A 26,118-nucleotide genomic window follows, 5' to 3' on the forward strand; every position below is an offset into this window, starting at 1 on the left:
ATTAAAGTTTTTCATACAGACAGAGGAAACGAGTTTAAAAATAAAATAATTGATGAGGTTCTAAATGCCTTTAAAATCAAACGTTCCTTAAGCCAAAAAGGGTGTCCATATGATAATGCAGTTGCAGAAGCAGGGTATAAGATTATAAAGACAGAATTTGCATTTAAAAGAGTTTTTAGCAGTTTAGAGGAACTGAAAAGAGAATTAAGTGATTATGTAAAGTGGTATAACAATAAACGTATTCATGGAGCCTTAAATTATATGACTCCAGTAGAATATCGTTTATCTAAAATGACCGAATAAAAATTGTATAAAAAAGTGTTGACAATCCATCTGTAAAACAAATGCACTGGGCATACAGACGACCATGGAGTATGACAAAGAAAACAGACTTTGCCAAATCCATGTGCAGAAAGCGGACGGCACCGTATGTACCTACACCTATATCTATGATGAACTGGGCAGAATAAAAGAAACAAAAGATGAGGAAGGAAATATTTCTAAACTATCGTATGATGCCAATGGAAATATAGCACAGGTTACAGATGCAGTAGGCAATGTAGTACAGGATAACCAGTACAACAGCAGAAACCAAATCAGTTCCTTCACAGATGGGATGGGGGCCGTCACCCAATATACCTATCATACAACCGGTGACATAAAAGAAGTGGTTCAATATTTAAATACGGCTTCTGAGCAGAAAACCACCTATGAATATGACAGCAGTGGCAGAATCAAGGAAGTAACTGATGCAGAAGAAGGGGTAAGCAGCTGTACGTATAATGCACTGGGCTACGTGGAAAGTGTTACCAATCCAGAAGGGGGCATAACAGCCTATGAGTATAACTACATGGGAAAGGTTACGGCGGAACGATTGAAAATCGGGGACACCGTAAGCAGCAGAAGAACGTATTCCTATGATGCAGTGGGTTCCCTCACCAGAATGAACAATGCAAATACCCAAGAAACCCAGTATGAGTATGATGCGGCTGGAAGAGTTTCCACGATCACAGATGAACTGGGAACGATTGCGTATACCTATGATAAAAACGGAAATGTATTAACCGTAATGGAGACCCAGGGAACGGTTCAGCGAAGTATAGAAAGAAAATACGATGCTCTGAACCGCGTCACAGAGTATACGGATTTTAATGGAAATACAATTAAATACAGTTACGATGAGCTTGGCAATGTCATTTCTTTAACATATCCAGGTGGAAGAATTGTCCGTTATTCCTATTACAAAAATGGAAATCTGAAAACGGTGACAGACTGGGACAATCGGGTAACTAGCTATGTGTATGACGGCAACGGACGGATTACACAGGTAACTCGTCCAGATGGCAGTGAGGAGCAGTATGGCTATGATGTAAATGGAAGACTGCGGTCACAGAAGGATACATGTGGAGATACCGTAATCCACACCTATGAGTATGCCTATGATAAAGCGGGAAATGTTACGTCTGTAACAGGGTTTCAAGAAGATGGGGCATTAAAGCTGTCTGAAGTTACGATGGAATATGATACGGTGAACCGACTGATTTCCTATAATGGAGAAGCAGTTACTTATGACAAAGAAGGAAATATGCTGTATGGACCACTAGAGGGACAGATGGTAGCATTTACTTATGATTGTCGTAACCGTTTGGTTCAGGCTGGGAATACCACCTATGAGTATGATGCAGAAAATAACCGTATAGCGGTTGCAACAGGTGAAAAACGGCAGGAGTTTGTGGTGGATACGGTAGAACCCCTTTCCAGAATGCTACTGTCCACTACGTACGACAAGGCAGGGGCAGAAGGAAAGTCCACGTATTTTATTTATGGAAATGGGTTACTGGCACAAACGGAGGAAGAAAAAGGATATCTTACGTATCATTATAACAACATTGGAAGTACCACCGAGCTGACGAATGATAAAGGCGCTGTGGTAAGCCGTTATTCCTATGGACCATATGGGGAACTTCTTTCTGGGGAACAAAATGACATTTTATTTTTGTACAATGGAAAAGCAGGTGTTGTGACGGATGCAAATTCCCTTTACTATATGCGTGCACGTTATTATAATGTAGATAGTAAGCGATTTATCAATCAGGATGTGCTGACGGGAAGCGTTGGGGACAGTCCAAGTCAAAACCGTTATGCCTATGTGCAGGGAAATCCGATTACCTTAACGGATCCGTTTGGGCTAAGTCCAGAATTCAGTTGGAGCTCCTTTGGTCATGCGGTGTTAAATGCGTTGGGATTTATTCCAGGCATTGGAGATGTGTGTGATGTCATAAACGGACTTTGGTATTTGGCAGAAGGGGAAGTGGCGCTAGGACTCTCTTGTTTTGTTTCTGCGTTACCGGGAGTTGGTTCTTTTATTGGAAATGGTGCCAGACTTTGTTTTCAGGGCAGTAAGATTTTAAAGGCAGCCTCTATGATTGAAAAGGGCTGTGGACTGGTTTCCAATGCAGTCACGTTGGCGAGAAGTGCATATAACGCAACGGATACGGTAAGCAGCATGTATGATAAGTACGTGGTAAATGGGGAATCGGCTGGCTGGAGTACGTTAGGAGAAGTGGCTACGCTGGGGCTGGATGTATTTTCTGGGGTTATGGCTGGAAAAGGTCTTAGTAAGAACTTGAAGGGCTGGAAGCGCGCGAATGATGCGGGAATTGATGTGGTATCGAAAACTGCGCCAGAAGGGAAAATAGAAGTAACATCGATTGGCTTGGAGGAGCAGTTAGAGAGTGGAAGAGTGCTAGAATACAATCTTCAATTTTTTGCGAGTAAGGGAGGCAGTAAGTCAGGAAACCGACCTCCTAATCTGAGTCCAAAAGGGGCTAGGAGAAATGGTGCCTTTAGGGAAGCGAAGAGAAATAGTAATATTCCAGTTAGTAAACAGCCTAAAAATGTAACTCCAGCAGTTGACAAGAAAGGAAAAAGAATGCCTGGAAAAGACTATGATTTTGGTGATGGAAAGGTAATAAGGGACCACTCAGGAGGACACGAATTTCCAGATGACCCATCTCAAAATAGAGGGCCTCATTTTAATGACCCAGATGGAAATCATTATGATTATTAAAAAAGGAGTGGTGAAAATGAAAACTTGGAATGAAAGTGAAAAAGATGCATTTTCTTACTTTCAATGGTTTAACAAGGATGAGGCATTTGAAAGGGTTGGTATGAATCCAAATTTGAGCGTATTTAGTGTAAATGGTTCAGGGTTATTTGGCACAAGTAAAAAAAATGTTTTTATTGAGGTATGCAGTAGTGAGATCCAAAAAATATTTATAAAAGAGAACTTTTTAAAAGACTATATGTTGTATTTGTTTGCAAATGTGGAAGTAAAAGATAGAAACTCTCGAATAGAAAGATATAAAAAGGTATGGAAGCTAGTTCAATCTAAATGGCAATTAAATGAGTTTAATAAGGGACCTGAGATAGAAACAGAAATTGACGGTAAAATATTTTTCTCAAGCATTGCTGGTTTTAAAGTGGAAAATTTATCAACAGCACTACAGATAATTTCCAGTAATCCTAAAAGATATACAATTATTGCAAGCAAAAAAGATGATGTTTTATCTGAAAAGATGATAACAAATTTCTTTGAAATAGCATTTAATCAACATAGAAGCCGTATAGATGAAATAGACTATTTTGGTCTTGCGATTCACCTTTGTTCTGATGGTGATGTAGTTTTTAGATGGGGAGATTCAGCAGAGGAGGCTGAAATCGCGATAGTGTTTAGTAGAGATATGTTAACATTTTTTAGCAGTTAACAGCATAAATTGCATTAAACTAACTGCATAATTTCAACAATGCAGTTAGCGATAACAAAAGTAAAAATCAAGTATATTATAGCAATCATAAAGGCTAACGTTGATAAAAAGGCGTTAGCCTTTTTTCTGGGTGTACCCAGCATGGGCACAATCTCGTGGATGCAAATTCCCTTTACTATATGCGTGCGCGTTATTATAATGTAGATAGTAAGTGATTTATCAATCAGGATGTGCTGACGGGAAGCGTTGGGGACAGTCCAAGTCAAAACCGTTATGCCTATGTGCAGGGAAATCCGATTACCCTAACGGATCCGTTTGGGCTGAGTCCAGAATTTAACTGGAGTTCCCTTGGTCATGCGGTGTTAAATGCGTTGGGATTTATTCCAGGAATTGGAGATGTGTGTGATGTCATAAATGGACTTTGGTATTTGGCAGAAGGGGAAGTGGCGCTAGGACTCTCTTGTTTTGTTTCTGCGTTACCGGGAGTTGGTTCTTTTATTGGAAATGGTGCCAGACTTTGTTTTCAGGGCAGTAAGATTTTAAAGGCAGCCTCTATGATTGAAAAGGGCTGTGGACTGGTTTCCAATGCAGTCACGTTGGCGAGAAGTGCATATAATGCAACGGACACCGTAAGCAGCATGTATGATAAGTACGTGGTAGATGGGAAATCGGCTGGCTGGAGTACGTTAGGAGAAGTGGCTACGCTAGGGCTGGATGTATTTTCTGGGGTTATGGCTGGAAAAGGTCTTAGTAAGAACTTGAAGGGCTGGAAGCGCGCGAATGATGCGGAAATTGATGTGGTATCGAAAACTGCGCCAGAAGGGAAAATAGAAGTAACGCCAGGTGGCTGTTTTGTGGCAGGAACGCTTGTCTTGACAGAAGATGGTCAGAAACCAATTGAGGAAGTAAAGGCAGGAGACATTGTCCAGTCAGAGAATCCAGAAACAGGCGAGAAGGCATGTAAGAAGGTAGTACGCACCTTTGTCCATATCAAGGATGAGCTGATTCATGTTTGGATTGCAGGCGAGGAAATCATTACAACGAGAGAGCATCCGTTTTATGTGGAAGGCGAAGGTTTTGTAGGAGCTGGCGATCTGCAACGAGGTGACAGGGTTAGACTGGAATGTGGCAAGCAGGCACTTGTGGAGCAGGTTACGGTTGAGAAATTAATCAATCTAGTTAAGGTGTATAACTTTGAGGTAGAGGATTTCCATACGTATTATGTGGGCGAGCAGAGTGTTTTGGTGCATAATATGTGTAGTAAGATGAATGAACCGTTAGGGGAAGCCGATGAAGTTGGAAAACTCAAATCAATTGGAAATGGAACATGGGAGTCAACGGAAGGACTTATTTATGGTCAAGGGTCTAAACAAGGGAATAGGATATTACATGTTCTTGAACATGCGTCACTAGACCTGACTAAGCCGTTGCATTCGGTATTTAATGTTTCAAAAGATAAAGTTTTAGGTGTAGTTGATGAAGCATGGTCGAAACGAGTTGGAGTAACACCAATATTACAGAAAAATGGAAATCAAGTTTTTAATATTCCAATGAGGAGAGTGGTTGGTACCAATGGAGAAACATCTATTAGAATTGTAGTTAAGAATGGAACATCTGAGGTAATAACAGCATTTCCAGTTAAATAATAAAGGAGGAGAAGAACATGATATATTGTCCGTTTTGTGATGGTCAAGGAGTAATAAACAAAGCCACAATAAAAGGAACTGAGCTGAAATTGTACATTTGTGACGAGTGTGATACTGTATGGAAAGATATATATATAACAGAAGATAACAGTGAAAACTTTGAAGATGTAATGAATGCTTTAGGGCGAAAGGCGTTATGGTCAGAACTTACAGATGTGGAAAGACTATAAATTGCTAGAAATAGATTGAAGATAACAGCAGAATCTAAATAATGCAGTAAGAAAAGCACTAAATGAACTAGCTGAAAAACAAGTAGGCTAGTCCATTTTCTTTTAAATAATAAAGTAGTTATAAACATTGAGGATACTCAATTTTCCATGAGACCACTCGGTATTTAGAGGAAGGTGAAGTGGGGCGGGGACTATTCTGTTTTGTGGCGGGAACGCTTGTCTTGACAGAAGATGGTCAGAAACCAATTGAGGAAGTGAAGGCAGGAGATATTGTCCAGTCAGAGAATCCAGAAACGGGCGAGAAGGCATGTAAGAAGGTAGTACGCACTTTTGTCCACATTAAGGATGAGCTGATTCATGTTTGGATTGCAGGCGAGGAAATCATTACAACGAGAGAGCATCCGTTTTATGTGGAGGGCAAAGGTTTTGTAGGAGCTGGCGATCTGCAACGAGGTGACAGGGTCAGACTGGAATGTGGCAAGCAGGCACTTGTGGAGCAGGTTACGGTTGAGAAATTAATCAATCTGGTTAAGGTGTATAACTTTGAGGTAGAGGATTTACATACGTATTATGTGGGCGAGCAAAGTGTTTTGGTGCATAATATGTGTAGTGTGGAGAGCGTTCCAGGGAAGAGTGGAAGCAAATACTATCATGTTACTACAAGAGAGGCAGCAGATGAAATAATTGCGTCTGGTCAATTAAAGAATGGTAAGTTTGAATCCTCAGTATTTGCATGGAAACAACAACCTACTAAATCACAGGCAAAATTAGCTGGTATTGGAAATCGTTCTCAAGTAGTGCTTGAGTTTGAAACTTCAGCATCATTTTCTATTGACACTGGTGTCAATGAATCGTTATATGGGTTGGCAGTTCGAACGTCTGAGGGAACACGTTTACCACTAAGAATTACTAATATACAAGAAGTTGGTTTTAAGAAAGCATGGTGGCAATTTTGGAAATAAATAAAAATTATATATGCCTTTATACAACAGAAAGAGTGGTTAACACACAATTTAGAAATACGGATAAGTGGATAGAAATTCTATGTAGAAAAGAATATAAATTTTTTACTGGAAAAATTTATGGTTTGCTTTGTAATCATGGTGAAGGGGGGGGCGGAATTTCTTATATATTAGGAGGAAAAGCTCCTGTTTTAAATGAACAGTTAATTATAAATAATAAAAAATATAATAAAAATGAGTATGTCAATGAAGGGTGGTACGTAGGAGAAGGATTAGGTAAATACAATTCATATTTTGAAAAAAAAATTAGAAACCAACTTCAGGTAGCATTAAAATGTGGTAATAAGAAGTATAGTGTGTCAGAAGTAATAAAAAAATTTGAATTATCTGAGGACAGAATGCACTATAAATTTTCACATGTAAGTTGGGAAAGTTGGCGAATTTCTGTTGCAATTGGTTTTTTGTATGAAAAAACTATTTTTTGTTTTCCTTGGAAGGATACGGATTATTTAAAATCCATAATACTAAATACAGGATTTTCTTATTATATTAATATCTTAAAGGAAAAGGGTAGTATTGTCATAATACCATCAAACGATAGGAAATTGTTAGAATCCTTTTCAGATGAAGTTATCGATATAAATAACCCAAGATTTCATGATTATATAGGTATTAATGAATATTTTAAAAATAATCCAATAAAGTAATTGAATAGTAGGTAAACATCATAGACGAGAAGTCTGTGAGAGATGAAAAACCAATTGAATGAAATACAGTAGGAGAAACAACCTCGGTAAGAGCAGTGTACAGGGCAAGGTGGATATGAATGGTGGCTGTTTTGTGGCGGGAACGCTTGTCTTGACAGAAGATGGTCAGAAGCCAATTGAGGAAGTAAAGGCAGGAGACATTGTCCAGTCAGAGAATCCAGAAACAGGTGAGAAGGCATGTAAGAAAGTAGTACGCACCTTTGTCCATATGAAGGATGAGCTGATTCATGTTTGGATTGCAGGAGAGGAAATCATTACAACGAGAGAGCATCCGTTTTATGTGGAGGGCGAAGGATTTGTAGGAGCTGACGATCTGCAACGAGGAGACAGGGTCAGACTAGAATGTGGCAAGCAGGCACTGGTGGAGCAGGTTACGGTTGAGAAATTAACCAATATGGTTAAGGTGTATAACTTTGAGGTAGAAGATTTCCATACGTATTATGACACTTCTATTACAATCGTATACAATGACTCCATAACATCTTATAGGAGTAATACATTGTGAAAATTGAAAAGACATTAGAAGAGTGTTTCAATAATTTAGAGGATCCAAGGGCTAATTATAATAAGGTTCATAAGTTTCTGGACGTTATTGTCATAGCAGTTTTAGCTGTAATCAGTGGAACAGATACATGGGATTATATGGAAGATTCGGGAAATGCAAAAAAGGAATGGCTTTCTACATTTTTAGAACTTCCAGGAGGAATCCCGTCCCATGATACCTTTAACAGGATTTTTTCTATGATAAATCCAGGGCAATTCCATGCTACAGTAGAAAAGGATTGAAAATGCACAGAAAGTTGGATTTATGCTATTTTTAGTCGAAAAGAAATGACAGCAGAGGAATTTGGGAAATCGAAAAGAAGTCATTGGGAAATCGAAAACTCCCTACACTGGATACTAGATATAGCATATCGAGAAGATGAAAGTCGAGCAAGAAATGAAAATAGTGCTGAAAATCTAAATATAGTAAGACACCTGACTTTAAATATGTTGAAACAGGAAATGAGCTGCAAACGAGGAATTGCAGGAAAAAGAAAGAAGTGCGTTTACCATGGTTCCTCCTCCTTACAAAGTTGACTTATTCTTGAAACTAAATAATTCGGGTTCTTCGCTCCATTTCCATTACAGAAATTTCATCACTACTACAACCCAAGTAAAGCCGCCACTTTTTAGCGACGGCTTTACTTAAAGAGTAACTTCTATTTTATGATTTCGAAATCCTGTATGCCCATAGGTGGGGGTGCAATTTCTCCCTTGTCAAAAGAAATAACCACATTACCTACATCATTAATATAGAATTTCATATCATTTACCATTTCCTTTAAATCTGTCTCTGTGACTGTATACGACCAATCAGGATGTTCCTGTATACGCTGTGCTATCTGTTTCTGGATGCTGTCCACAATAATTTTTGAATAATCCTCACCCAGATTATTAGATAAAGTAATATCCTTATGGGTATTTAAGTCTATATTATAAAAGGTCTGATAGGTATAGGATGTTATGGAAGATTCTGTATCATTAATTACAAATGAAAGCGTATTTTCATTACTGGATTTTACTTCAAACGTAATCATGATGTGGAAAGGTATTAAATCTTCTTCTTTTCCGCCTTCCGCCAGCTGATCATCAATAGCTTGCATCCCTCGTTGTTTTGCGCTTTCTACAATTTGATCGATTTTGTCCTGAATCTGATTATTGACACGCTTTTCTAAATCCGTGTTCCCCGTATTTCTAATAGATGGCACTTCGACCTGAATATCATAGGCACTGTTGGATAGCTGATATTCCCGCAAAGTGAATACTTGGGCAATATCACCTATTACCGGAATCTCATATGCGGCTGAAGCAAATGCGGGAATGGTATTAAGCATAATAATACACATTACAAACACAGCAGCCACACTAGCCATCGCAGGTTTGCACCATCTATAATGACCTGCTTTTTTCTGTTCTGTGACTTTTCCATTAACGCTTCGTTCCACCATAAGACTATAAGACATCGGAGGGGTTATCGTTTCATATACTTTTTTAGCTTCTTCTAATTTATTCAAAATCATCACTCCTTATCGTTATTTTTAAAAGATCAAGTGCCTTATACAAACGCGATTTAACAGTATTTAAATTGCTGTTTGTAACTTTTGCAATTTCAGTAAATTTCATATCTTCATAGTATCTAAGAATAATAACCGTCCTCATTTTGGGTTCTAATTTAGAAACGGCATTAAATACTGTATAGCTTTGAGCAATATCTTTATCCTCGTAGCTGGCATTTTCAAGTATTTCATCCTTATAAATATATCTTTTGTTTTTTCGCATATAATTGAGGCTCTCGTTAATAAGTATTCGATAAAACCAAGTTTTTACATACTCTGCATTGTCAAGCGTGTGCACTTTTGCTATTGCTTTACAGATTGCTTCTTGGACGACATCTGCGGCATCGTCACTGTTTTTCGTATAGCTATAGACTAACCTATAAAATTTGTTTTGATCACTCAGAATATATTTTTTGAGTACATCAAGTTTACTGTCTATTTGCTGCAAAACATTTTCCCTCCTTTATGTCACTTCATTTTTGTGCTCTATAATTATTAGACACAGCTCATTGTTAAAAAGTTGATGCTAGGTAAATTTAATTTCATAAAGCTTGAAATTTATTTCCTTGCTCAACTAATGCTAATGTACTTTGCCCTATTTTCACTACCAATTTCCAAAACTATATGACACTGCTTAATTTGATTGAACATCCAATAATAATCAGTATTCCTATAAAAAAATTGAAACCCTCTTCATAGTGATATTGTCAATATTACTTTACACCTTTTACTCGTACATTCTGGCAGCTATGCTATATTTTTATCCATTGTAGTCCTACAACAACAGAATTAAAGTTACGCTTGATGAAATCATCCAATTTTTTAGCTTCTTTATCAGCTTTTGTAATGCCATTAGGTTTGCGCTTAGGTTTGTGGCTAAGAGTAAGGACTTCCATGATTCTATAAATGGTTCTTTCACTTGGAACCTTGAAATTGATAGCATTATCATGTTTAAGCTTTAATACCTTGATATTTCCATGGAAGATCCATCCTGTGAAGGTAATCGTAAAAAGCTTGCCTAGTCACATCCGTTATTATACAATAAAAAGATAGTTTCCCCTTAATCTCGCCGTCTTGGGTCTTAATGGAAATAAACTTTAGTTGCTTTCTAAGGGAAATTAATTCTTCTGTTAAAGACATTGTACTGTCTGGAGTTTGAGAACCCAACCCCAGATCTAATTTTCCCTCCTTAGAAGCTTTGCCCCAGCCATTAAGAGTACTTGTTGAAATACCAAGCTCTGTGACAGTTACAATTTCCTTTACTAAATGCGTGGATGTTATTATAATGTAGATAGCAAGCGATTAATCAATCAGGAAGTTATAAACAAATATATAGGGGAACTGTAAGATGCGCAAATTTACAACAAAAAAAGTACTCATAGCCTTAAGCTCTATTTTCATACTAATTGTGTCCCAGATAATTGCACTGGTACTAGTAAATCTACTAGCTATCATAGGACTACCAGTTATGATTAGAAATATCTTTGCAGGAATCTGCTATGCTGGTACAGCCTTATATGGCATTAGTATACTTTGTAAAAAAGGATTAAACCTTTCGCCAGAAGAATGTGGAATAACCAAAATAAATCTAAAGCCTATATGGTGTATTTCCGCATTTATAATGCCCTTTGCGGTAAGTGGAGTACTATTACTTATGCCAGGAACCTGGGAGAACACACCAGTAGATCTAACAACTATTGGTTCAACACTTTCAAGAGCAATAGTTTTTTATGGTTTGGCAACGGGAATTGTAGAAGAGGCAGTGTTTCGAGGAGTCATTATGACAGCACTGGAGCTAAGGTGGAATAAAAAAGCAGCTATTTTGTTGCCGTCCATGTTATTTGGACTGCTTCACATAATAGGAAATAACCTTAGTTTTGTTAGTATGATTCAGCTGCTTCTTGCAGGAACAATGGTAGGAATACTGTTGTCTTTAGTCACATACGAAAGCAAAAGTATTTGGTCAAGTGCCTTTATTCACGGAATATGGAATACAGTGATGATTGGTGGTATTTTAAATATTGGAACAAAAGCAAATGAGATGTCGATTTTCAACTATGTGTTAAGTACCAAATCTTTTCTTATAACAGGTGGGGACTTTGGGGTAGAGGCTTCTGTAGCAGCAATTGCAGCATATTTATTATTCTCAATGCTGGCATATTCTTTGTGGAACAAAAATAGGATAAAATAAGTTGGCAAAGCGGGGAGGAATTTTATGTACGAATTTAAAGAAACTATAAAATCTAATTTAGTTCAGAAAAAGGCGGTTGCAGATATAAAAAGCAATTACATAGAAAAAGAAGAGCCATATACCAGAAAATATGTAAAGCCAAATCAGCCAAACGTGTTTTCTGGCATGACAGAACCAATACAAAGGGTAGTAATAGATAGAAAAGATAAAAAAAAGACAGGATTTATTCCGATTAAGATTGATACAGCAATTTATCCCCCTGGTTGTGAAGCTAAAAACTGGGAACACTATAAAGAAATGATCGTGGTCGCAGCACAGAATATAAAAGGCGGAAATGTTGAAAGCGGCAAGCTGTTTTTTCAACCAGCACAAGACCTTGATGGAAATCTAGAGAGTGTTCAGGATGGTCAATTATATGTCAATAATGAAGGCAATTATTTGGCGGGACCTGTCAGGATACCCTATGCCAAGGATGTAATTGATGGAATTGAAGGAGAAGGAGAAGCAGACTGGGCAGTTAAGGCATATGAAAAAAATAACGGCTGCGTAGGAGATGCATTAGAGGTCGTTACCAAGTTTGGTGATAAAGGGGACAAAACCATTATAAATCAAACAGATGTTCAGAACGCGTATAATAATGCCACTGCAAATGGGAAAAAGTTAGAACCATATAATATGGCAGATACCGATATTTGGTATAGGTCAAAGGGGTTACAATTGATATGGTCTTACGATCCCAAGCAAAGGGAGCAGGAAGGAGAAAAAGGAATTAAGCTGGCCGATCTAATGAAGTCGAAGGAATTTTCATTTGATGCTGCGGGTAAATATGCAATAGCACTCATTAGTACAGACTTGAAGAGCGGACACAACATTGCCCTCATCGGAAAAGATGTTTATGATATGCAGACTGACGTGAGAACGGGAAAAGGAAAACCAAAACCAAGTACCGTAAAGAGTAAAGATGCAAAATGGGGGGAAGTAGACGAGCCAATGGCAATAGAGGTAGAAATCTCTAGAGGTAAAAAAAGACCCGAGGATTACAATGGACATTATGTGGAGTATGTGTATAAACTGGGATAGAATGTTTACTCTATCCCAGTTATTTTTTTGAATTCATTTGTTCCTTTCTTGATCCAATCTAAAACAATATCCTCCACATGCTCTTGTGTACTTTCCATTCCATTCTGATTCCATCGAATTTCTTTCCCATCGCAGACAGCAACAATTGTTCCCATCTTATCTGTGCGAAAGACGGAAGCACCAACATCATTTAACCTGCTCATGGATTCCTCGTGAGGATGACCATAATCATTATCTGTTCCGCAGGAAATCACGGCGTATTTTGGATTGACTTCCTTTAAAAAAACATAACAGGAAGAAGTAGAACTGCCATGATGCCCAACCTTTAAAACCTGAGATTCCAGATTTAAATTCTGGTTTATCATATCTTTTTCCGAATCCATTTCCGCATCACCAGTAAATAAAAAGCTATTTGAGCCAAAGACAGCCCTGATAACAAGAGACATAGAATTGGCATTATCATAACTAGAAACAGGACCTACAAATGTAAGTATGGCTTCCCCTAATGAAATACTCTCCCCAACAGCAGGAATTTCATAGGTGTAGTGCTTTTTCTTAAGTGCCTTTAATAAGGAACGATAAGTCTTGGTATCAGCAGAAAAATCGGTCATGTACACGGCTCCAATTTTGTAGTTTTTAACAATATTTGCAGCAGAACCAATATGATCCTCATGAGGGTGGGTCAAAACAAGATAATCCAGCTTCGTTACATTCTGGGAGGCTAAATAATCTTGAATTACAGGAAAATCGCCTTTATTCCCTGCGTCAATCAGCATAGTATTATCCTGGGTTTTTAATAAAATGCAGTCTCCCTGTCCCACATCAATAAAATGTACGGAAAGTTCTGTAGAGACGTTGGAAACCAATGCCTGCTCTAATATAGTTTTTACATCTGTATAGCGAAATAAAAGAAATAAAATTATAATAAAAATAATAGAATAAAACCGTTTTTTTTGGACGTGTTTTGAACGACGTTTCATTAGTAGTCTCCTTTTTATACCATAAAAAAATTAGGGCTATTATATAATCATAGAAGATAATAAAAACATTGTCAAATGCGTTTTGCTTCTTTACAAATGCGTCTTGTATTCAACGGTCTGGAATGGTAATATTATAGGTAAAAGAGTAATGGGTTTGCATGAAAACGACAAAAGAATGCGAAAGGAGGTACTAAATGAGTAAATACGACAATGAGATAAAGTGTGCAGAAGTTCGCAAATTGCTAAGTGAAGAAAAATATATGGGAGCATATGAGATTTTGCAGACCATAAACATAACTCGAGTAAAAAGTCTGACGGACTATAAGGCTTTTTATGAAATATATTGTGCTATGAAGCTGTATGACGAAGCAAAAAAAATGCTTCTTCTTATATATGAAAGAAATTCATCCTCAAGGATATTATATCAATTGGTTTGTTTAGAAATGAAAGCGGGAAGGTTAGACGAGGCAGAATTATGCTTTAAGGACTATGTAGAAAAGGCACCTGAAGCGGGAGAACAATACATTTTAAGGTATTTAATTGACAAGGCAAAGCATCTAGATTATAAAACTCGTATTGATTCATTGGAAAAGCTGAAGAAAGTGGATTACTATGAGGAATGGGGATATGAGCTTGCTAAATTGTACCATAAGGCAGGAATGGCAGAGAAGTGTATTGAGGAATGTAATGATCTGATTACTTGGTTCGGTGAAGGAATCATTGTGGAAAAAGCAAAAATGCTGAAAAAGTATTATGTGAGTGGAAAAGAATCTTTTTTAGAAGATTTAAACGATCCAAATCAGCATAGATCTCATCCAGAAAGCGATACTTTATTTTACAACACAAGTGATATTGGCGCCCAGGTTATAAAGATTGCTTCTTATCAAAAACAACTGGATTTGAAAAATGAACTGGAACAGGAACTGACACCTACTATTAACATCCAGGAGTCCATGGTAAAGGATATGCTAAAGGCAAGAAAAAAGCAGGAGAGTCCTAAGCCAGAAATAGTAGAAGAAACAGAATTACCAGCAGAGTTTATTGGAAGCTGTAACCTAAATGAGGTGTTTGGAAAGTTTATGAAACGAAGCGAAGTCCGCCAGCAGTTAATTCCTATATTGTATACTATAATTGAAAATAAGGCAGGCGCACATTTTCTGATTATTGGGGAGAATGATCTGGAGAAAATGGATTTTATTAAAAAACTGTCCAAGGCATTACAAATACTTGGGGTAATTACAAAAACCCAGGTGGCAAAAATTAAGGGTGAAAATTTAAATCGTATTCAATTAGAACAAAGAGTGGAAAAATTGAGAAATAGTATTTTGTTAGTAGAAGGAGCATCACAGCTTTATGTTCCTACTGTACAGTCAATTGTAGATTTAATGGAACGATTAGAGGACGAGCTGGTTGTAGTGTTAGAGGATACAGAAGAAAATATGCAGATATTTTTAGAGGAACATTTTGATTTTAAAGAGCATTTTGCATATACTATAAGGATGTAGACAAGTTGTCAGGAGGTGTCAGATTGGATAGAGGAAGACATGCGGTATATGTAGTTGGTCATAGAAATCCTGATACGGATTCTATTTGTTCCGCCATATCTTATGCAAGGCTTAAGGAAAAGATTACAGGAGAAAGCTATGTGCCAAAGAGGGCAGGACAGATTAACGCAGAAACCCAGTATGTATTAGACCGGTTTGGAGTAAAGGCACCAGATTTTGTGGCTGATGTAAAGACCCAGGTAAAGGATATTGATATTCGTGAAATTCAAGGCGTGTCAGATCATATATCCTTAAAAAAGGCATGGGCAACTTTAGGTGAAAATAATGTAGTGACTCTTCCAGTGGTTGATTCCAATAACCGGCTAACAGGTGTGATTACCGTAGGGGATATTGCAAAAGCGTATATGGATGTGTATGACAGCAGAATACTGGCTATGGCAAATACCTCTTTCAGCAATATAGTGGAAACGCTGGAAGGCGAAATGATTGTTGGAGATATCCGGGAGAATATTAGTGATGGAAAGGTTCTTATAGCAGCAGCAAATCCAGATTTAATGGAAAGCTATATTGAGAAAGGTGACATTGTTATCCTTGGAAACCGTTACGAATCACAGCTCTGTGCAATTGAAATGAATGCAAAATGTATTATTGTCTGCGACGGAGCAATGGTTTCCTTTACCATTACAAAACTGGCAGAAAGTCATAATTGTACTATAATTAAAACACCTTATGATACGTATACTGTTGCCAGACTTATGCATCAGAGTATGCCAATCCGGTATTTCATGCGCAAGAATAATCTAATTACTTTTACATTAGAGGATTACATTGATGAGATACGTCAAATTATGGCGAAGAAGCGGCATAGGGATTTTCCTATTTTGGACCATAATGGATGTTTGTGCGGTATGATTTCAAGAAGAAACTTATTAGATGCAAGGAAAAAGCGGGTGATTATGGTGGATCATAATGAAAAATCTCAGGCAGTTGAGGGGATAGAAGAAGCTGAGTTATTAGAAATAATTGACCATCACAGGTTAGGGAGCATTGAAACCATTAATCCTGTATTCTTTAGGAATCAACCAGTAGGATGTACATCAACAATCGTTTACCAGATGTATAAGGAAAATGGTGTGGAAATTGAACCAGAGACGGCAGGTCTGCTGTGTTCTGCTATTTTATCAGATACCCTGGTGTACCGTTCGCCGACTTGTACCCAAATAGATAAAATTGCTGCGGAAGAGCTTGCAAAAATTGCAGGAATTCAAATAGAAGAACATGCAGTAAAAATGTTTCGCGCAGGAAGCAATCTGAAAAATAAGTCATCAGACGAAATATTTTATCAGGATTTTAAAAAATTTACATCAGGAGAAGTGGTCTTTGGTGTAGGGCAGATTAACAGTATGTCTCAGGAAGAACTGGATCGAATTAAAGATATTCTGCTGCCATATATGGATAAAGCTTTTTATGAGCAGGGTGTAGATATGTTGTTTTTTATGCTTACCAACATTTTGGAAGAGTCAACAGAATTATTACTGGCAGGAGATGGGGCAAAGGAACTTTCTGCAAATGCATTTCAGCTGCCTCATTCTGAAGAAAGCCTTTATTTAAAAGGTGTTGTCTCGCGAAAGAAGCAGCTGATTCCTGTTCTGATGTCAGAGTTACAAAAAGAGTAATTACTAATTTCAGATTTTAAATTGTATTTGAATCGGTTTCTTAAGAGTCTGACCACCTTTAGATTTTACTTTTGTAGTTACATTTAGCAGATAAGATTCATTTTCGCTGTAATGTTCAAGGGGTTCTACTTCAATTTCATTTGTGGTGGTATTATAGCGAATAGATGTTTTTAAAGGAGTTTTATTTAAAGTGGTCACGTATAAATTTTGGTTATTTACAGTTGCCGGATCAAGAGGAGTATTAAATTTTACGCGCCATATAAAATTTGGAGTGCGAAAACGAATATTTTGTTTTACCTTCTCTTCCATTCCGGGAGTAACAGATTCAATATTTAAATATCTTGATGAATTCATACTATCACCTCTCTTTAGTTATTATAATATAAATAAGGTGAAAAGTATATATAATGATACAAAATTAAGGAGTATAGAATGGCAAAACAATTTTGGAAGCCTGGTAATATGTTATATCCTTTACCAGCAGTATTAGTGTCCTGTGGGATTTTTGGAGAAGAGGTAAATGCTTTTACTGTTGCATGGACAGGAACTATTTGTACCAATCCAGCAATGGTTTATATTTCAGTAAGACCAGAGAGGTATTCGTATGATCTAATTAAAAAAACAGGAGAGTTTGTAATTAACCTGACTACGAAAAAGCTTGTGAAAGAAGTGGATTATTGTGGGGTTCGATCGGGAAGAAAAGAAAATAAATTTGCAAGGACGAAGCTTACGCCAGAGAAGGCAAATAAGGTAAAAGCACCTCTCATAGCCCAATGTCCTGTCAGCATAGAATGTAAGGTGAAAGAGGTAAAAAAACTGGGCTCTCATCATATGTTTATTGCAGACGTTCTTGGCGTAAATGTGGAAGAATCTTATTTAGATGCAAAAGGAAAATTTGAATTGAATCGCTCTGATTTATTAATTTATTCTCATGGTGAATATTATAATATGGGAAAATTATTAGGGAGCTTTGGATATTCTGTAAAAAAGAAGGGGAAAGGTCGTTGATTGTGTGAAAATAAGCGGGTTATTTATTAAAAATTTTAAATCTATTCGGGAACTGAAGATACAGGATGTTGACAATGCAATGATTTTAGTCGGCAAGAATAATACAGGAAAAACGGTTGTAATTGATGCAATACGGGTAGTATCTGGTGAATACAAGGTGAGTAAAACGGATTTTAACCGGATTGAAGATAATATTGAAATTGGCATGGAAGTAGAGTTCACAGAAGAAGATTTAAGCATGTTCCACCAGAAAGGAATGGTAAGTAAGTACAGAAAGTATGAGGCGTGGGAAAAAGATTTTAAAAATAAACTACCTTCCTTTATAGATGGAGTGCTTTCTTTTGTGTGTATTATAAATGCAAATGGTAACATAAAATACAGTGATGGAGGGAAGAAAAGTAATTTATATATTCCAATGATTTTTCCGAAAACTTATCATATTGATCAAGCAAGAAATCTGGACGCACTACAGAGTGAAGTGTTAAGTTTTTATGACAAGGAGTCACTAAATGAGTTAATGGAAAATATTTGTATTTACGATAAAGCAAAAAAATGTAACCGCTGCTTTCAATGCATTGAACAAATTAACCAAAAGACACCAGAAGATCTTACATTATATGAGACGGCAAGGCTGATGGAGTATAAGCTGTTTCATATGAATATAAGTCAGTTTACGGAAAAATTAAATCATTATTTTAAACTAAATGGCAGTAATTCTTATGAAATCAGCTATGAGGTAAATTTTAATGCGAAGGAACTAGTTCAAATTGAAACAAAAGTATATAACCGCAATCGTAAGACGATAGGTTCCATTCAGACATTAAGTGAAGGTTTAAGGAGTATTTATGCGTTGTCTCTTCTAGAGGCGTATATAGATGAAGAAAACACCATACCATGTATTATTATAATTGAGGATCCTGAGATTTATCTCCACCCTCAATTACAAAAAACAGCTAGTGAAATTTTGTTTCGTTTATCAAAAAAGAATCAGGTTATTTTTTCTACTCATTCTCCTAATATGATATTCAATTTTTCATCTAAACAAATTAAGCAGGTTGTTTTGGACGAAGAATATTATACAACCATAAATGAGCAGACAGATGTAGATGAAATTTTAGATGATTTAGGGTATACAGCAAATGATATTTTAAATGTAAGCTTTGTATTTATTGTAGAAGGAAAGCAGGATGGAAACCGTTTACCGCTATTACTGGAAAAGTATTACTCAGAAATTTATGATGAGGAAGGAAAGATTCAGAGAATCTCCATTATCCCAACAAATAGCTGTACAAATATCAAAACATATGCTAACTTAAAATATATTAATAAACTGTATTTAAAGGATCAGTTTTTGATGATTCGGGACAGCGATGGAAAGAATCCGAAGCATTTAGTGAAACAACTGTGCAGTTATTATAGCCAGAGGGCAAAGGAAGATGTGGGAAATCTGCCAAGAGTAACGCCTAAAAATGTATTAATTCTAAAATATTACTCTTTTGAAAATTATTTTCTTGACCCAGTTATCATGGCAAAAATCGGAGTGGTAAAAAGTGTAGAAGAATTTTATAATATTCTTTTTAAAAAATACAAAGACTATCTTTATAAGTTAGGCAGTACAAAACGGCTGATTAAAAATTTTAACCTGAGAATTAATACAAAAGAAGATTTGAAAAAAAATATGGAATTAATTAAAACTTATGTCAGAGGACATAATTTGTATGATATTTTTTATAGCAAGTACCGTGGTGATGCGGAAACAGAAATATTAAAAAAGTATATTGATGTGGCACCACCAGAGACATTTGATGATATACTGAAGGCAATCGATAATTTTGTCTATTTTGAAAACAGACGGAGGAAATAGTGACTTGAATAACATTGTTTTGGTTGGTATGCCAGGAGCAGGTAAAAGTACGGTGGGAGTTGTATTGGCAAAGGTAATCGGATATCAGTTTATTGATTCCGATTTGCTAATACAACAAAGAGAAAAAAAGCTTTTAAAAGATATTATTGCAGAACAAGGATTAGATAAGTTTATTCAAATTGAAGAGGATGTAAATTGCAGCATAGATTGCCAACAGTGCGTAATCGCCACAGGAGGCAGTGTAGTTTATGGCGAAAAGGCAATGGAGCATCTTCGCAGCATTGCAACCATTGTATACATAAAGCTAAGTATGTCTACATTGAAAAAGAGACTTGGCGATATAAAGAAAAGGGGGGTAGTGCTAAGAAAAAATCAAAGTTTTGAGGAACTTTATATGGAAAGATGCCCACTTTATGAAAAGTATGCTCATGTTGTGGCAGATGCAGAAGGTTATAATGTAGAAGAATTGATGTTTGTAATAAAAGAAAAATTAAAATTATAATTTACAATTGAAAGCTTTATGGTATAATAAATAAGGATTGCAAAATATACAAATTATTAGAATAGATTTGTGCAAATTCACGAATAAAAAAATCATTATTGATTTGTTTGAGGTGTACGATGGAACAATATATAATCAAAGGTGGAAAGCCCCTGAAGGGTGAAGTGAATATAAGTGGTGCAAAGAATGCAGCATTAGGTATTCTGGCTGCAGCCATTATGACGGATGAGACGGTAACAATTGATAATTTGCCCGATGTTCGTGATATTAATGTATTATTGCAAGCCATGGAGGGTATAGGAGCAAAAGTCGAGCGTGTAGGCAAACACGTTGTTAAAATAAATGGAAAAGGCATCAGTTCCATTAGTATTGATTACGAATATATCAGGAAAATCAGGGCTTCTTATTATTTGTTAGGTGCATTATTAGGAAAATATAAGAAAGGGCAGGTTGCACTGCCAGGAGGCTGCAATATTGGAAGCCGTCCGATTGACCAGCATATTAAAGGATTTAAAGCATTAGGTGCAACGGTTAAGATAGAACAGGGTATGATTGACACGAATGCAGAAGTATTGAGAGGAAATCATATTTATCTTGATGTTGTTAGTGTTGGCGCGACAATTAATATTATGCTTGCGGCATGTATGGCAGAAGGAAAAACGTTAATTGAAAATGCGGCAAAGGAGCCTCATATTGTAGATGTTGCAAACTTTCTTAACAGCATGGGCGCTAATGTTAAAGGTGCAGGTACAGATGTAATTCGTATTACTGGTGTCCAGTCTTTGCATGGAAGTGAATATTCAATTATTCCTGATCAAATTGAAGCAGGAACTTTTATGATAGCGGCCGCTGCTACAAAGGGCGATGTAGTAATACGTAATGTAATTCCAAAGCATTTAGAGGCCATTACGGCTAAGCTAGAGGAAATGGGTGCATGTGTAGAAGAATTAGATGATGCAGTGCATGTATTTGCGAATGAGCGATTAGGAAATACCCATGTAAAAACGCTGCCATACCCAGGTTTTCCAACAGATATGCAGCCGCAAATCAGCATGCTGCTGGCTTTATCCAAAGGAACAAGTATAGTTACAGAAAGTATTTTTGAAAACAGATTTAAATATGTGGATGAACTGGCGAGAATGGGTACTAACATTAAGGTAGAAGGAAATACCGCAATTATTGATGGTGTTGAAAAGATAACAGGAGCCGTAGTTAGTGCACCAGACTTAAGAGCAGGAGCAGCGTTAGTAGTTGCTGGGCTTGTAGCAGAAGGATATACAGTCATAGACCATATTGAATATGTGGAGCGGGGATATGAAGATTTTGAAGGAAAAATGAAAGCTCTTGGTGCACATATGGATAAGGTTGATATGGAAGATGAGAGAGCAATACAGAAATTCAAATTAAAAATAAGTTAAAGAAAGAGAGCCTGTTAACAGGCTCTCTTTTATAAGTGTGGTTGTTTACATGAAATTAAACCATTGAGGTTATGTATAAATCATGTCGTTTTGATAAATCAATAAACTCTTCTTTTACCTTAATAATTGGTCGTGAAAGATTATTTTTATTAATTAGAACAATAACACCTTCTTGTCCATCACTCAATACAACATTGCTGTGAATATAAGTTTCAGCAGTACCTTGTAAGAACGTAATTAGTATCTGTGGATCGTACTTTTGAAGTCCTTCCGACTCAAAAATATTAATTACTTCAAATGGACACATAGGTGCACGGTATACCCTGGCAGATGTCATTGCATCATAGGTATCTGCAATTGCTATGATTTTAGCAAATTCAATAATCTTAGAGCTTGGCAGATGACTTGGGTAACCGCTGCCGTCACACCTTTCATGGTGCATTAAAACACTTAATTTAACACGCATATCACAGTTCTGATCTTTAATTAATTCATAACCCTTCATAGAATGAGTTTTAATAATGGTATACTCTTCTTCTGATAAAGTACTTGGTTTAGTTAAAATATCCTGAGGAACAAGTAGTTTTCCAATGTCATGAAGCAAACCAGATAAAGTTAAAATATCTAAATCATTATTCGAGATATTCATCCATTTTCCTATTACATTAGAAATAAGTGCAACATTAACGGAATGAACAAACGTTAAATCATCATAATCACGCATACATTGAAGCATATGAAAAATGTGTATTCCATTACGGCTTTCGGCAAGTAATTCTTTTGTATTTTCTAGTAAAAGATTAAAATCAAAATTCATAGTGCCTTCATTTATAAAATCATTTAGCATATGTTTTAGCATATCAACAGACTCAGCTAATTTGACATCAAATTTCTTGAATTCCGGAGTACGCTTGATTTCTTCAGAAAAAGAAACATTCTGATCCATCTTTATAGGTTCTAGTTCATCCAATAAAATTCTGAAATCCGTAATAGAATAAAAATTAAGTCTGGTAATTGCTCGATTAGTAAGCGTAGTGTTTTTAGCTATAATTAACTGATTATTAAAAGTATAAACATCCTCTGCTACAATCATTCCTGGTCTAGCTTGTGTGGTTAATATACGTTTTGTTTTCATTGTTTCACCTACTATCCTTCTCCATCAAAATGAGTACAAACTGCGTACCTATATACTTTAAGTATAGGTAAAGAAAAGGGTTCTGTCAACAAATTCTGCAATAAAATAATTTATTTTATTAAGATAAATAATTCTTCAACAATTCAACTTTATCAAGCTTTTCCCAAGGAAGATTAAGGTCATTTCTTCCAAAATGTCCATACGCAGCAGTCTGTTTATAAATAGGTCTTCTTAGGTCGAGCATTTTAATAATTCCGGCAGGACGTAAATCAAAATTAGTACGAATAATCTCAACTAATTTAGTATTAGATAGTTTTCCTGTGCCAAAAGTATCCACCATAATAGAAGTAGGCTGAGCAACTCCAATTGCATAGGAAAGCTGTATTTCACATTTATCTGCAAGACCAGAAGCAACAATGTTTTTTGCTACGTATCTTGCTGCATAAGCAGCAGAACGGTCTACTTTTGTACAATCTTTCCCTGAAAATGCACCACCGCCGTGACGGGCATATCCGCCGTAGGTGTCAACAATAATTTTTCTTCCAGTTAACCCACTGTCGCCATTAGGACCACCAATTACAAAACGGCCTGTAGGATTAATAAAAATTTTAGTTTGATCATCTACTAGTTCAGAAGGGACTACAGTATCAATTACATATTTTTTTACATCTGCATGAATCTGTTCCTGGGAAACGTCTGCTGCATGTTGTGAAGAAATGACAATGGCATCAATGTGGACAGCCTTACCATTCTCATCATATTCAACTGTAACCTGAGATTTTCCATCTGGACGAAGGTAAGCTAATGTACCATCCTTACGAACTTCACTAAGCTTGCGTGTTAATTTATGAGCAAGGGCGATAGGATATGGCATAAATTCTTCTGTTTCATTGGATGCAAAGCCAAACATCATTCCCTGATCACCAGCACCAATGGCTTCAATCTGCTCATCAGAATAATCCAGTTCTGTTTGTGCTTTTGCTTCAAGAGCTTTATCAACACCCATGGCAATATCCGTTGATTGTTCATCTAGTGCAACAATAACACCACAGGTACCAGCATCAAAACCCTTGTCAGATTGGTCGTAGCCTATATTCTTAATTGTTTCCCTTACAATTTTTTGAATATCAACATAACCTTTTGTGGTTACCTCTCCCATTACAAGAACTAAACCTGTAGTAATAGCTGTTTCACATGCAACACGGCTCATTGGATCTTGTTCCAAAAGAGCATCCAAAATAGAGTCAGATATCTGGTCACAGATTTTATCAGGATGACCTTCCGTAACAGATTCAGATGTAAATAATAATTTTTCCATTTCATTTCCTCCTTATAGTACTATATCCATATTATTTCCCGAATTGTAACAGCGATTCGTAATGATATCCAATTTGTGTCAAAACAAAAGGAAAACAAATACTGTTTTTGTAAAAAAATAAGTCCATCAACAAGATGGACTTGAAACATTATCTCAAATCCTCTTATTGTTCGATTACTCGCTCAGATTGGCACCTTCCACAAAGGGGTTGCCGTGACTTCATAGAGCCTTAACTCTCCGCCACTCTAAATAAGAGAAATAATATACTATAGCTTTATACAATTATTGTACAAGTTCTGTTGAAAGATGTCAAGGAGTAAAATTCCATAGTTGTTCCAAATGACACTATGTGATAAAATTAAGCAATAGCCAGTTGAAAAATAGAAAAAGGTTATAATAAGAATAGGAGGGATTGTTCATCAAAATGAAAATTAGAAATCGACTTGTTATGTCATTTGTAATTATTATTTCACTGCCACTTTTTTTGATAACCACTACGACAGGAGCAATCCTATATTATACAATGAGTTCTATACGGCATGATTACAACATTGATACGGATAATTATATTGTATTAATGAATCCGGTTGTAGCTTTAAATGATGTAATTAAGGATATCTTTTGTGAAGTAAAGGATGATATCCTGTCAGATCCTTCACTGCTAGATAATGTAGATTATGTAAGTACGGTCAATGAAGAATTGAAAAGCAGGCATTCCTTTATCGTAGTTAAAAAGGAGGAGGAGGCAGTATATATTGGAAACAGAGAAAAGTATAAGGAGGTTGAAACGATACTTCCGGGGTTTGGAAACTATACTGCTGATTCCGATGCAGGGCTGTATTCGGTAAATTTACAGCCATATTTAATACGTAAATTTGATTTTTACTATACTGATAATAGCAAGGGTTGTTTATATATATTGACAGATGTAAACACATTATTGCCACAGGTGAAATCAAGCAGCGTTAAACTGCTGGTATCAATTATTATTGTTATTTGTCTTACTGCCTTAATACTGACGCTTTGGATTTACCGTGGAATGATACAGCCATTGAATATTTTAAGAACTTCCATATACCGTATGAAAAATGGTGATTTTAATTTTGAAATTCAGGCAGAATCGGATGATGAAATTGGGATGCTGTGTGAGGATTTTGATGAAATGAGAAAAAGAATCAAAATGCTTATGGAAGAGCGGCTTGCCAGTGAGGAAGAGATGCGGGTTTTGATTAGCAACATTTCCCACGATTTGAAAACACCTTTAACAGCTATACGGGGATATGCGGAAGGCATTATTGACGGGGTTGCAGATACCCCTGATAAAATGGAACGTTATGTAAAGACAATTTACACAAAAACCAATGACATAACCCATTTAGTAGATGAGTTATCCTTTTATACAAAAATTGACTGTAACACTGTTCCGTATAATTTTGTGAAAGTGAATGTGGAACAATATTTTAGCGATTGTATTAATGACTGGCAGCTGGATTTGGAAGTAAAAAATATAGCACTTAAGTATTTTAATTATGCACATCATGGGCTGGAAATGATCGCAGACGTGGAGCAGCTGAAGAGAGTTATTAATAATATTATGGGAAATGCCGTAAAATATATTGATAAAGAGCAGGGTCAGATTAAAGTAATTATTAAGGAGACTGAAAATATGGTTTCAATTACTATATCTGATAATGGGAAAGGAATTGGAGAAAAAGACTTGACAAAAATTTTTGAAAGATTTTATCGGACAGATGCCTCAAGGAACTCTTCAAAAGGAGGAAGCGGCTTGGGTTTAGCTATATCTAAGAAAATTATTATGGATCATGGCGGCATAATATGGGCTGAAAGTAAAGAAGGAGAAGGAACCAGTATTTCCTTTACGCTGAAGCAGGCAAGGGAGGAACAGGAAGATGAAAACTATACTGTACTTAACAAAACCAACCGGCGGATGGGTGATGTGAAATGGTAGA

25 protein-coding genes, 1 pseudogene and 1 riboswitch are annotated in these 26,118 nt (G+C 36.4%); of the genes and pseudogenes, 19 read left to right on the forward strand and 7 right to left on the reverse strand.

Annotated features, from left to right (window positions below):
- From BM305_RS02080 to BM305_RS19420, 10 genes are all read left to right on the forward strand, one after another.
- Window positions 1–303 (forward strand): IS3 family transposase (locus tag BM305_RS02080; RefSeq protein ID WP_143099116.1); only part of this gene is annotated, 303 nt, incomplete at its 5' end.
- 64 nt (window positions 304–367) lie between these two features.
- The gene (locus tag BM305_RS02085; protein ID WP_092559050.1) at window positions 368–3,070 is read left to right on the forward strand and encodes an RHS repeat-associated core domain-containing protein; all 2,703 of its coding nucleotides are present in this window, start codon (window positions 368–370) and stop codon (window positions 3,068–3,070) included.
- Between the two features lie 16 nt (window positions 3,071–3,086).
- Complete coding sequence (locus tag BM305_RS02090) at window positions 3,087–3,767, forward strand: hypothetical protein (protein WP_092559428.1); 681 nt, start codon at window positions 3,087–3,089, stop codon at window positions 3,765–3,767.
- 230 nt (window positions 3,768–3,997) lie between these two features.
- The gene (locus tag BM305_RS02095) at window positions 3,998–5,413 is read left to right on the forward strand and encodes a polymorphic toxin-type HINT domain-containing protein (protein ID WP_092559051.1); all 1,416 of its coding nucleotides are present in this window, start codon (window positions 3,998–4,000) and stop codon (window positions 5,411–5,413) included.
- A gap of 17 nt (window positions 5,414–5,430) precedes the next feature.
- Window positions 5,431–5,643, forward strand: a complete 213-nt coding sequence (locus tag BM305_RS02100; protein ID WP_092559052.1) for a hypothetical protein — start codon at window positions 5,431–5,433, stop codon at window positions 5,641–5,643.
- Window positions 5,644–5,846: 203 nt separating this feature from the next.
- On the forward strand, window positions 5,847–6,605 hold the full coding sequence (locus BM305_RS02105; RefSeq protein ID WP_177214499.1) for a polymorphic toxin-type HINT domain-containing protein: 759 nt from the start codon (window positions 5,847–5,849) through the stop codon (window positions 6,603–6,605).
- The gene (locus tag BM305_RS02110; protein WP_092559054.1) at window positions 6,596–7,312 is read left to right on the forward strand and encodes a hypothetical protein; all 717 of its coding nucleotides are present in this window, start codon (window positions 6,596–6,598) and stop codon (window positions 7,310–7,312) included. The genes BM305_RS02105 and BM305_RS02110 overlap by 10 nt, the downstream gene beginning before the upstream one ends.
- A 58-nt stretch (window positions 7,313–7,370) precedes the next feature.
- Entirely contained in the window at window positions 7,371–7,877 is a 507-nt protein-coding gene (locus BM305_RS02115) for a polymorphic toxin-type HINT domain-containing protein (RefSeq protein ID WP_092559055.1), read from the forward strand.
- Window positions 7,874–8,158, forward strand: a complete 285-nt coding sequence (locus BM305_RS19415) for a transposase family protein (RefSeq protein WP_242940432.1) — start codon at window positions 7,874–7,876, stop codon at window positions 8,156–8,158. The genes BM305_RS02115 and BM305_RS19415 overlap by 4 nt, the downstream gene beginning before the upstream one ends.
- 27 nt (window positions 8,159–8,185) lie before the next feature.
- Window positions 8,186–8,452 (forward strand): ISAs1 family transposase, encoded by a 267-nt coding sequence (locus tag BM305_RS19420; protein ID WP_272481938.1) that lies wholly within the window; start codon window positions 8,186–8,188, stop codon window positions 8,450–8,452.
- A 122-nt stretch (window positions 8,453–8,574) separates the two neighbouring features.
- On the opposite strand, the gene BM305_RS02125 is transcribed toward BM305_RS19420, so the two are convergent.
- From BM305_RS02125 to BM305_RS19860, 3 genes and pseudogenes are all read right to left on the reverse strand, one after another.
- A complete protein-coding gene (locus BM305_RS02125; protein WP_177214500.1) occupies window positions 8,575–9,429 on the reverse strand; it encodes a DUF3298 and DUF4163 domain-containing protein in 855 nt (284 codons plus the stop codon).
- Entirely contained in the window at window positions 9,422–9,919 is a 498-nt protein-coding gene (locus tag BM305_RS02130; RefSeq protein ID WP_242940434.1) for an RNA polymerase sigma factor, read from the reverse strand. Before BM305_RS02130 ends, BM305_RS02125 begins: the two co-directional genes overlap by 8 nt.
- 337 nt (window positions 9,920–10,256) lie before the next feature.
- Window positions 10,257–10,611: pseudogene (locus BM305_RS19860) on the reverse strand (hypothetical protein); the annotation flags it as partial.
- 208 nt (window positions 10,612–10,819) lie between these two features.
- On the opposite strand from BM305_RS19860, the gene BM305_RS02140 reads away from it, so the two are divergent.
- Window positions 10,820–11,662 (forward strand): CPBP family intramembrane glutamic endopeptidase, encoded by an 843-nt coding sequence (locus BM305_RS02140; RefSeq protein WP_092559057.1) that lies wholly within the window; start codon window positions 10,820–10,822, stop codon window positions 11,660–11,662.
- 24 nt (window positions 11,663–11,686) lie between these two features.
- Window positions 11,687–12,742, forward strand: a complete 1,056-nt coding sequence (locus BM305_RS02145; protein WP_092559058.1) for a hypothetical protein — start codon at window positions 11,687–11,689, stop codon at window positions 12,740–12,742.
- A gap of 5 nt (window positions 12,743–12,747) precedes the next feature.
- On the opposite strand, the gene BM305_RS02150 is transcribed toward BM305_RS02145, so the two are convergent.
- Window positions 12,748–13,722, reverse strand: a complete 975-nt coding sequence (locus tag BM305_RS02150) for a ComEC/Rec2 family competence protein (RefSeq protein WP_092559059.1) — start codon at window positions 13,720–13,722, stop codon at window positions 12,748–12,750.
- 194 nt (window positions 13,723–13,916) lie between these two features.
- Between BM305_RS02150 and BM305_RS02155 the strand changes: the two genes are divergently transcribed.
- Window positions 13,917–15,227 carry a tetratricopeptide repeat protein gene (locus BM305_RS02155; protein ID WP_092559060.1) on the forward strand — a complete coding sequence of 437 codons (1,311 nt, stop codon included), beginning with the start codon at window positions 13,917–13,919 and terminating at the stop codon, window positions 15,225–15,227.
- A gap of 23 nt (window positions 15,228–15,250) precedes the next feature.
- Window positions 15,251–16,903: a putative manganese-dependent inorganic diphosphatase gene (locus BM305_RS02160; RefSeq protein ID WP_092559061.1), complete on the forward strand. Its 1,653-nt coding sequence runs from the start codon at window positions 15,251–15,253 to the stop codon at window positions 16,901–16,903.
- Window positions 16,904–16,912: 9 nt separating this feature from the next.
- On the opposite strand, the gene BM305_RS02165 is transcribed toward BM305_RS02160, so the two are convergent.
- Window positions 16,913–17,257, reverse strand: a complete 345-nt coding sequence (locus tag BM305_RS02165; protein WP_092559062.1) for an Ig-like domain-containing domain — start codon at window positions 17,255–17,257, stop codon at window positions 16,913–16,915.
- Window positions 17,258–17,335: 78 nt separating this feature from the next.
- Between BM305_RS02165 and BM305_RS02170 the strand changes: the two genes are divergently transcribed.
- The 4 genes from BM305_RS02170 to BM305_RS02185 all read left to right on the forward strand — a co-directional run bounded on the left by BM305_RS02170 (window position 17,336) and on the right by BM305_RS02185 (window position 21,695).
- Window positions 17,336–17,911, forward strand: a complete 576-nt coding sequence (locus BM305_RS02170; RefSeq protein ID WP_092559063.1) for a flavin reductase family protein — start codon at window positions 17,336–17,338, stop codon at window positions 17,909–17,911.
- A gap of 4 nt (window positions 17,912–17,915) precedes the next feature.
- The gene (locus tag BM305_RS02175; protein WP_092559064.1) at window positions 17,916–19,775 is read left to right on the forward strand and encodes an ATP-dependent nuclease; all 1,860 of its coding nucleotides are present in this window, start codon (window positions 17,916–17,918) and stop codon (window positions 19,773–19,775) included.
- Window positions 19,753–20,277 (forward strand): shikimate kinase, encoded by a 525-nt coding sequence (locus BM305_RS02180; protein ID WP_330393403.1) that lies wholly within the window; start codon window positions 19,753–19,755, stop codon window positions 20,275–20,277. Before BM305_RS02175 ends, BM305_RS02180 begins: the two co-directional genes overlap by 23 nt.
- 119 nt (window positions 20,278–20,396) lie before the next feature.
- Window positions 20,397–21,695: a UDP-N-acetylglucosamine 1-carboxyvinyltransferase gene (locus BM305_RS02185; protein ID WP_092559065.1), complete on the forward strand. Its 1,299-nt coding sequence runs from the start codon at window positions 20,397–20,399 to the stop codon at window positions 21,693–21,695.
- Window positions 21,696–21,750: 55 nt separating this feature from the next.
- Here the strand turns inward: BM305_RS02185 and BM305_RS02190 are convergent, their stop codons facing one another.
- Together BM305_RS02190 and metK are read right to left on the reverse strand one after the other, a co-directional pair.
- Window positions 21,751–22,830 (reverse strand): HD-GYP domain-containing protein, encoded by a 1,080-nt coding sequence (locus BM305_RS02190; RefSeq protein WP_092559066.1) that lies wholly within the window; start codon window positions 22,828–22,830, stop codon window positions 21,751–21,753.
- A 118-nt stretch (window positions 22,831–22,948) separates the two neighbouring features.
- Entirely contained in the window at window positions 22,949–24,148 is a 1,200-nt protein-coding gene (gene metK / locus BM305_RS02195) for a methionine adenosyltransferase (RefSeq protein WP_092559067.1), read from the reverse strand.
- 160 nt (window positions 24,149–24,308) lie between these two features.
- Window positions 24,309–24,404: riboswitch (SAM riboswitch) on the reverse strand.
- Between the two features lie 168 nt (window positions 24,405–24,572).
- Here metK and BM305_RS02200 point away from each other — a divergent pair.
- On the forward strand, window positions 24,573–26,117 hold the full coding sequence (locus BM305_RS02200; protein ID WP_092559068.1) for a HAMP domain-containing sensor histidine kinase: 1,545 nt from the start codon (window positions 24,573–24,575) through the stop codon (window positions 26,115–26,117).
- Window position 26,118 lies beyond the last annotated feature (1 nt).

The sequence above is a fragment of the Anaeromicropila populeti genome (genome assembly GCF_900112775.1).
In the GTDB taxonomy this organism is placed as follows: domain Bacteria; phylum Bacillota; class Clostridia; order Lachnospirales; family Lachnospiraceae; genus Anaeromicropila_A; species Anaeromicropila_A populeti.

Bases quoted from the DNA above. Each gene is read 5' to 3' on its own strand.
- BM305_RS02085 (WP_092559050.1), top strand. From the start codon at position 368: ATGGAGTATGACAAAGAAAACAGACTTTGCCAAATCCATGTGCAGAAA.
- BM305_RS02090 (WP_092559428.1), top strand. From the start codon at position 3,087: ATGAAAACTTGGAATGAAAGTGAAAAAGATGCATTTTCTTACTTTCAA.
- BM305_RS02100 (WP_092559052.1), top strand. From the start codon at position 5,431: ATGATATATTGTCCGTTTTGTGATGGTCAAGGAGTAATAAACAAAGCC.
- BM305_RS02115 (WP_092559055.1), top strand. From the start codon at position 7,371: ATGAAATACAGTAGGAGAAACAACCTCGGTAAGAGCAGTGTACAGGGC.
- BM305_RS02140 (WP_092559057.1), top strand. From the start codon at position 10,820: ATGCGCAAATTTACAACAAAAAAAGTACTCATAGCCTTAAGCTCTATT.
- BM305_RS02145 (WP_092559058.1), top strand. From the start codon at position 11,687: ATGTACGAATTTAAAGAAACTATAAAATCTAATTTAGTTCAGAAAAAG.
- BM305_RS02150 (WP_092559059.1), bottom strand. From the start codon at position 13,722: ATGAAACGTCGTTCAAAACACGTCCAAAAAAAACGGTTTTATTCTATT.
- BM305_RS02155 (WP_092559060.1), top strand. From the start codon at position 13,917: ATGAGTAAATACGACAATGAGATAAAGTGTGCAGAAGTTCGCAAATTG.
- BM305_RS02165 (WP_092559062.1), bottom strand. From the start codon at position 17,257: ATGAATTCATCAAGATATTTAAATATTGAATCTGTTACTCCCGGAATG.
- BM305_RS02170 (WP_092559063.1), top strand. From the start codon at position 17,336: ATGGCAAAACAATTTTGGAAGCCTGGTAATATGTTATATCCTTTACCA.
- BM305_RS02185 (WP_092559065.1), top strand. From the start codon at position 20,397: ATGGAACAATATATAATCAAAGGTGGAAAGCCCCTGAAGGGTGAAGTG.
- BM305_RS02190 (WP_092559066.1), bottom strand. From the start codon at position 22,830: ATGAAAACAAAACGTATATTAACCACACAAGCTAGACCAGGAATGATT.
- metK (WP_092559067.1), bottom strand. From the start codon at position 24,148: ATGGAAAAATTATTATTTACATCTGAATCTGTTACGGAAGGTCATCCT.
- BM305_RS02200 (WP_092559068.1), top strand. From the start codon at position 24,573: ATGAAAATTAGAAATCGACTTGTTATGTCATTTGTAATTATTATTTCA.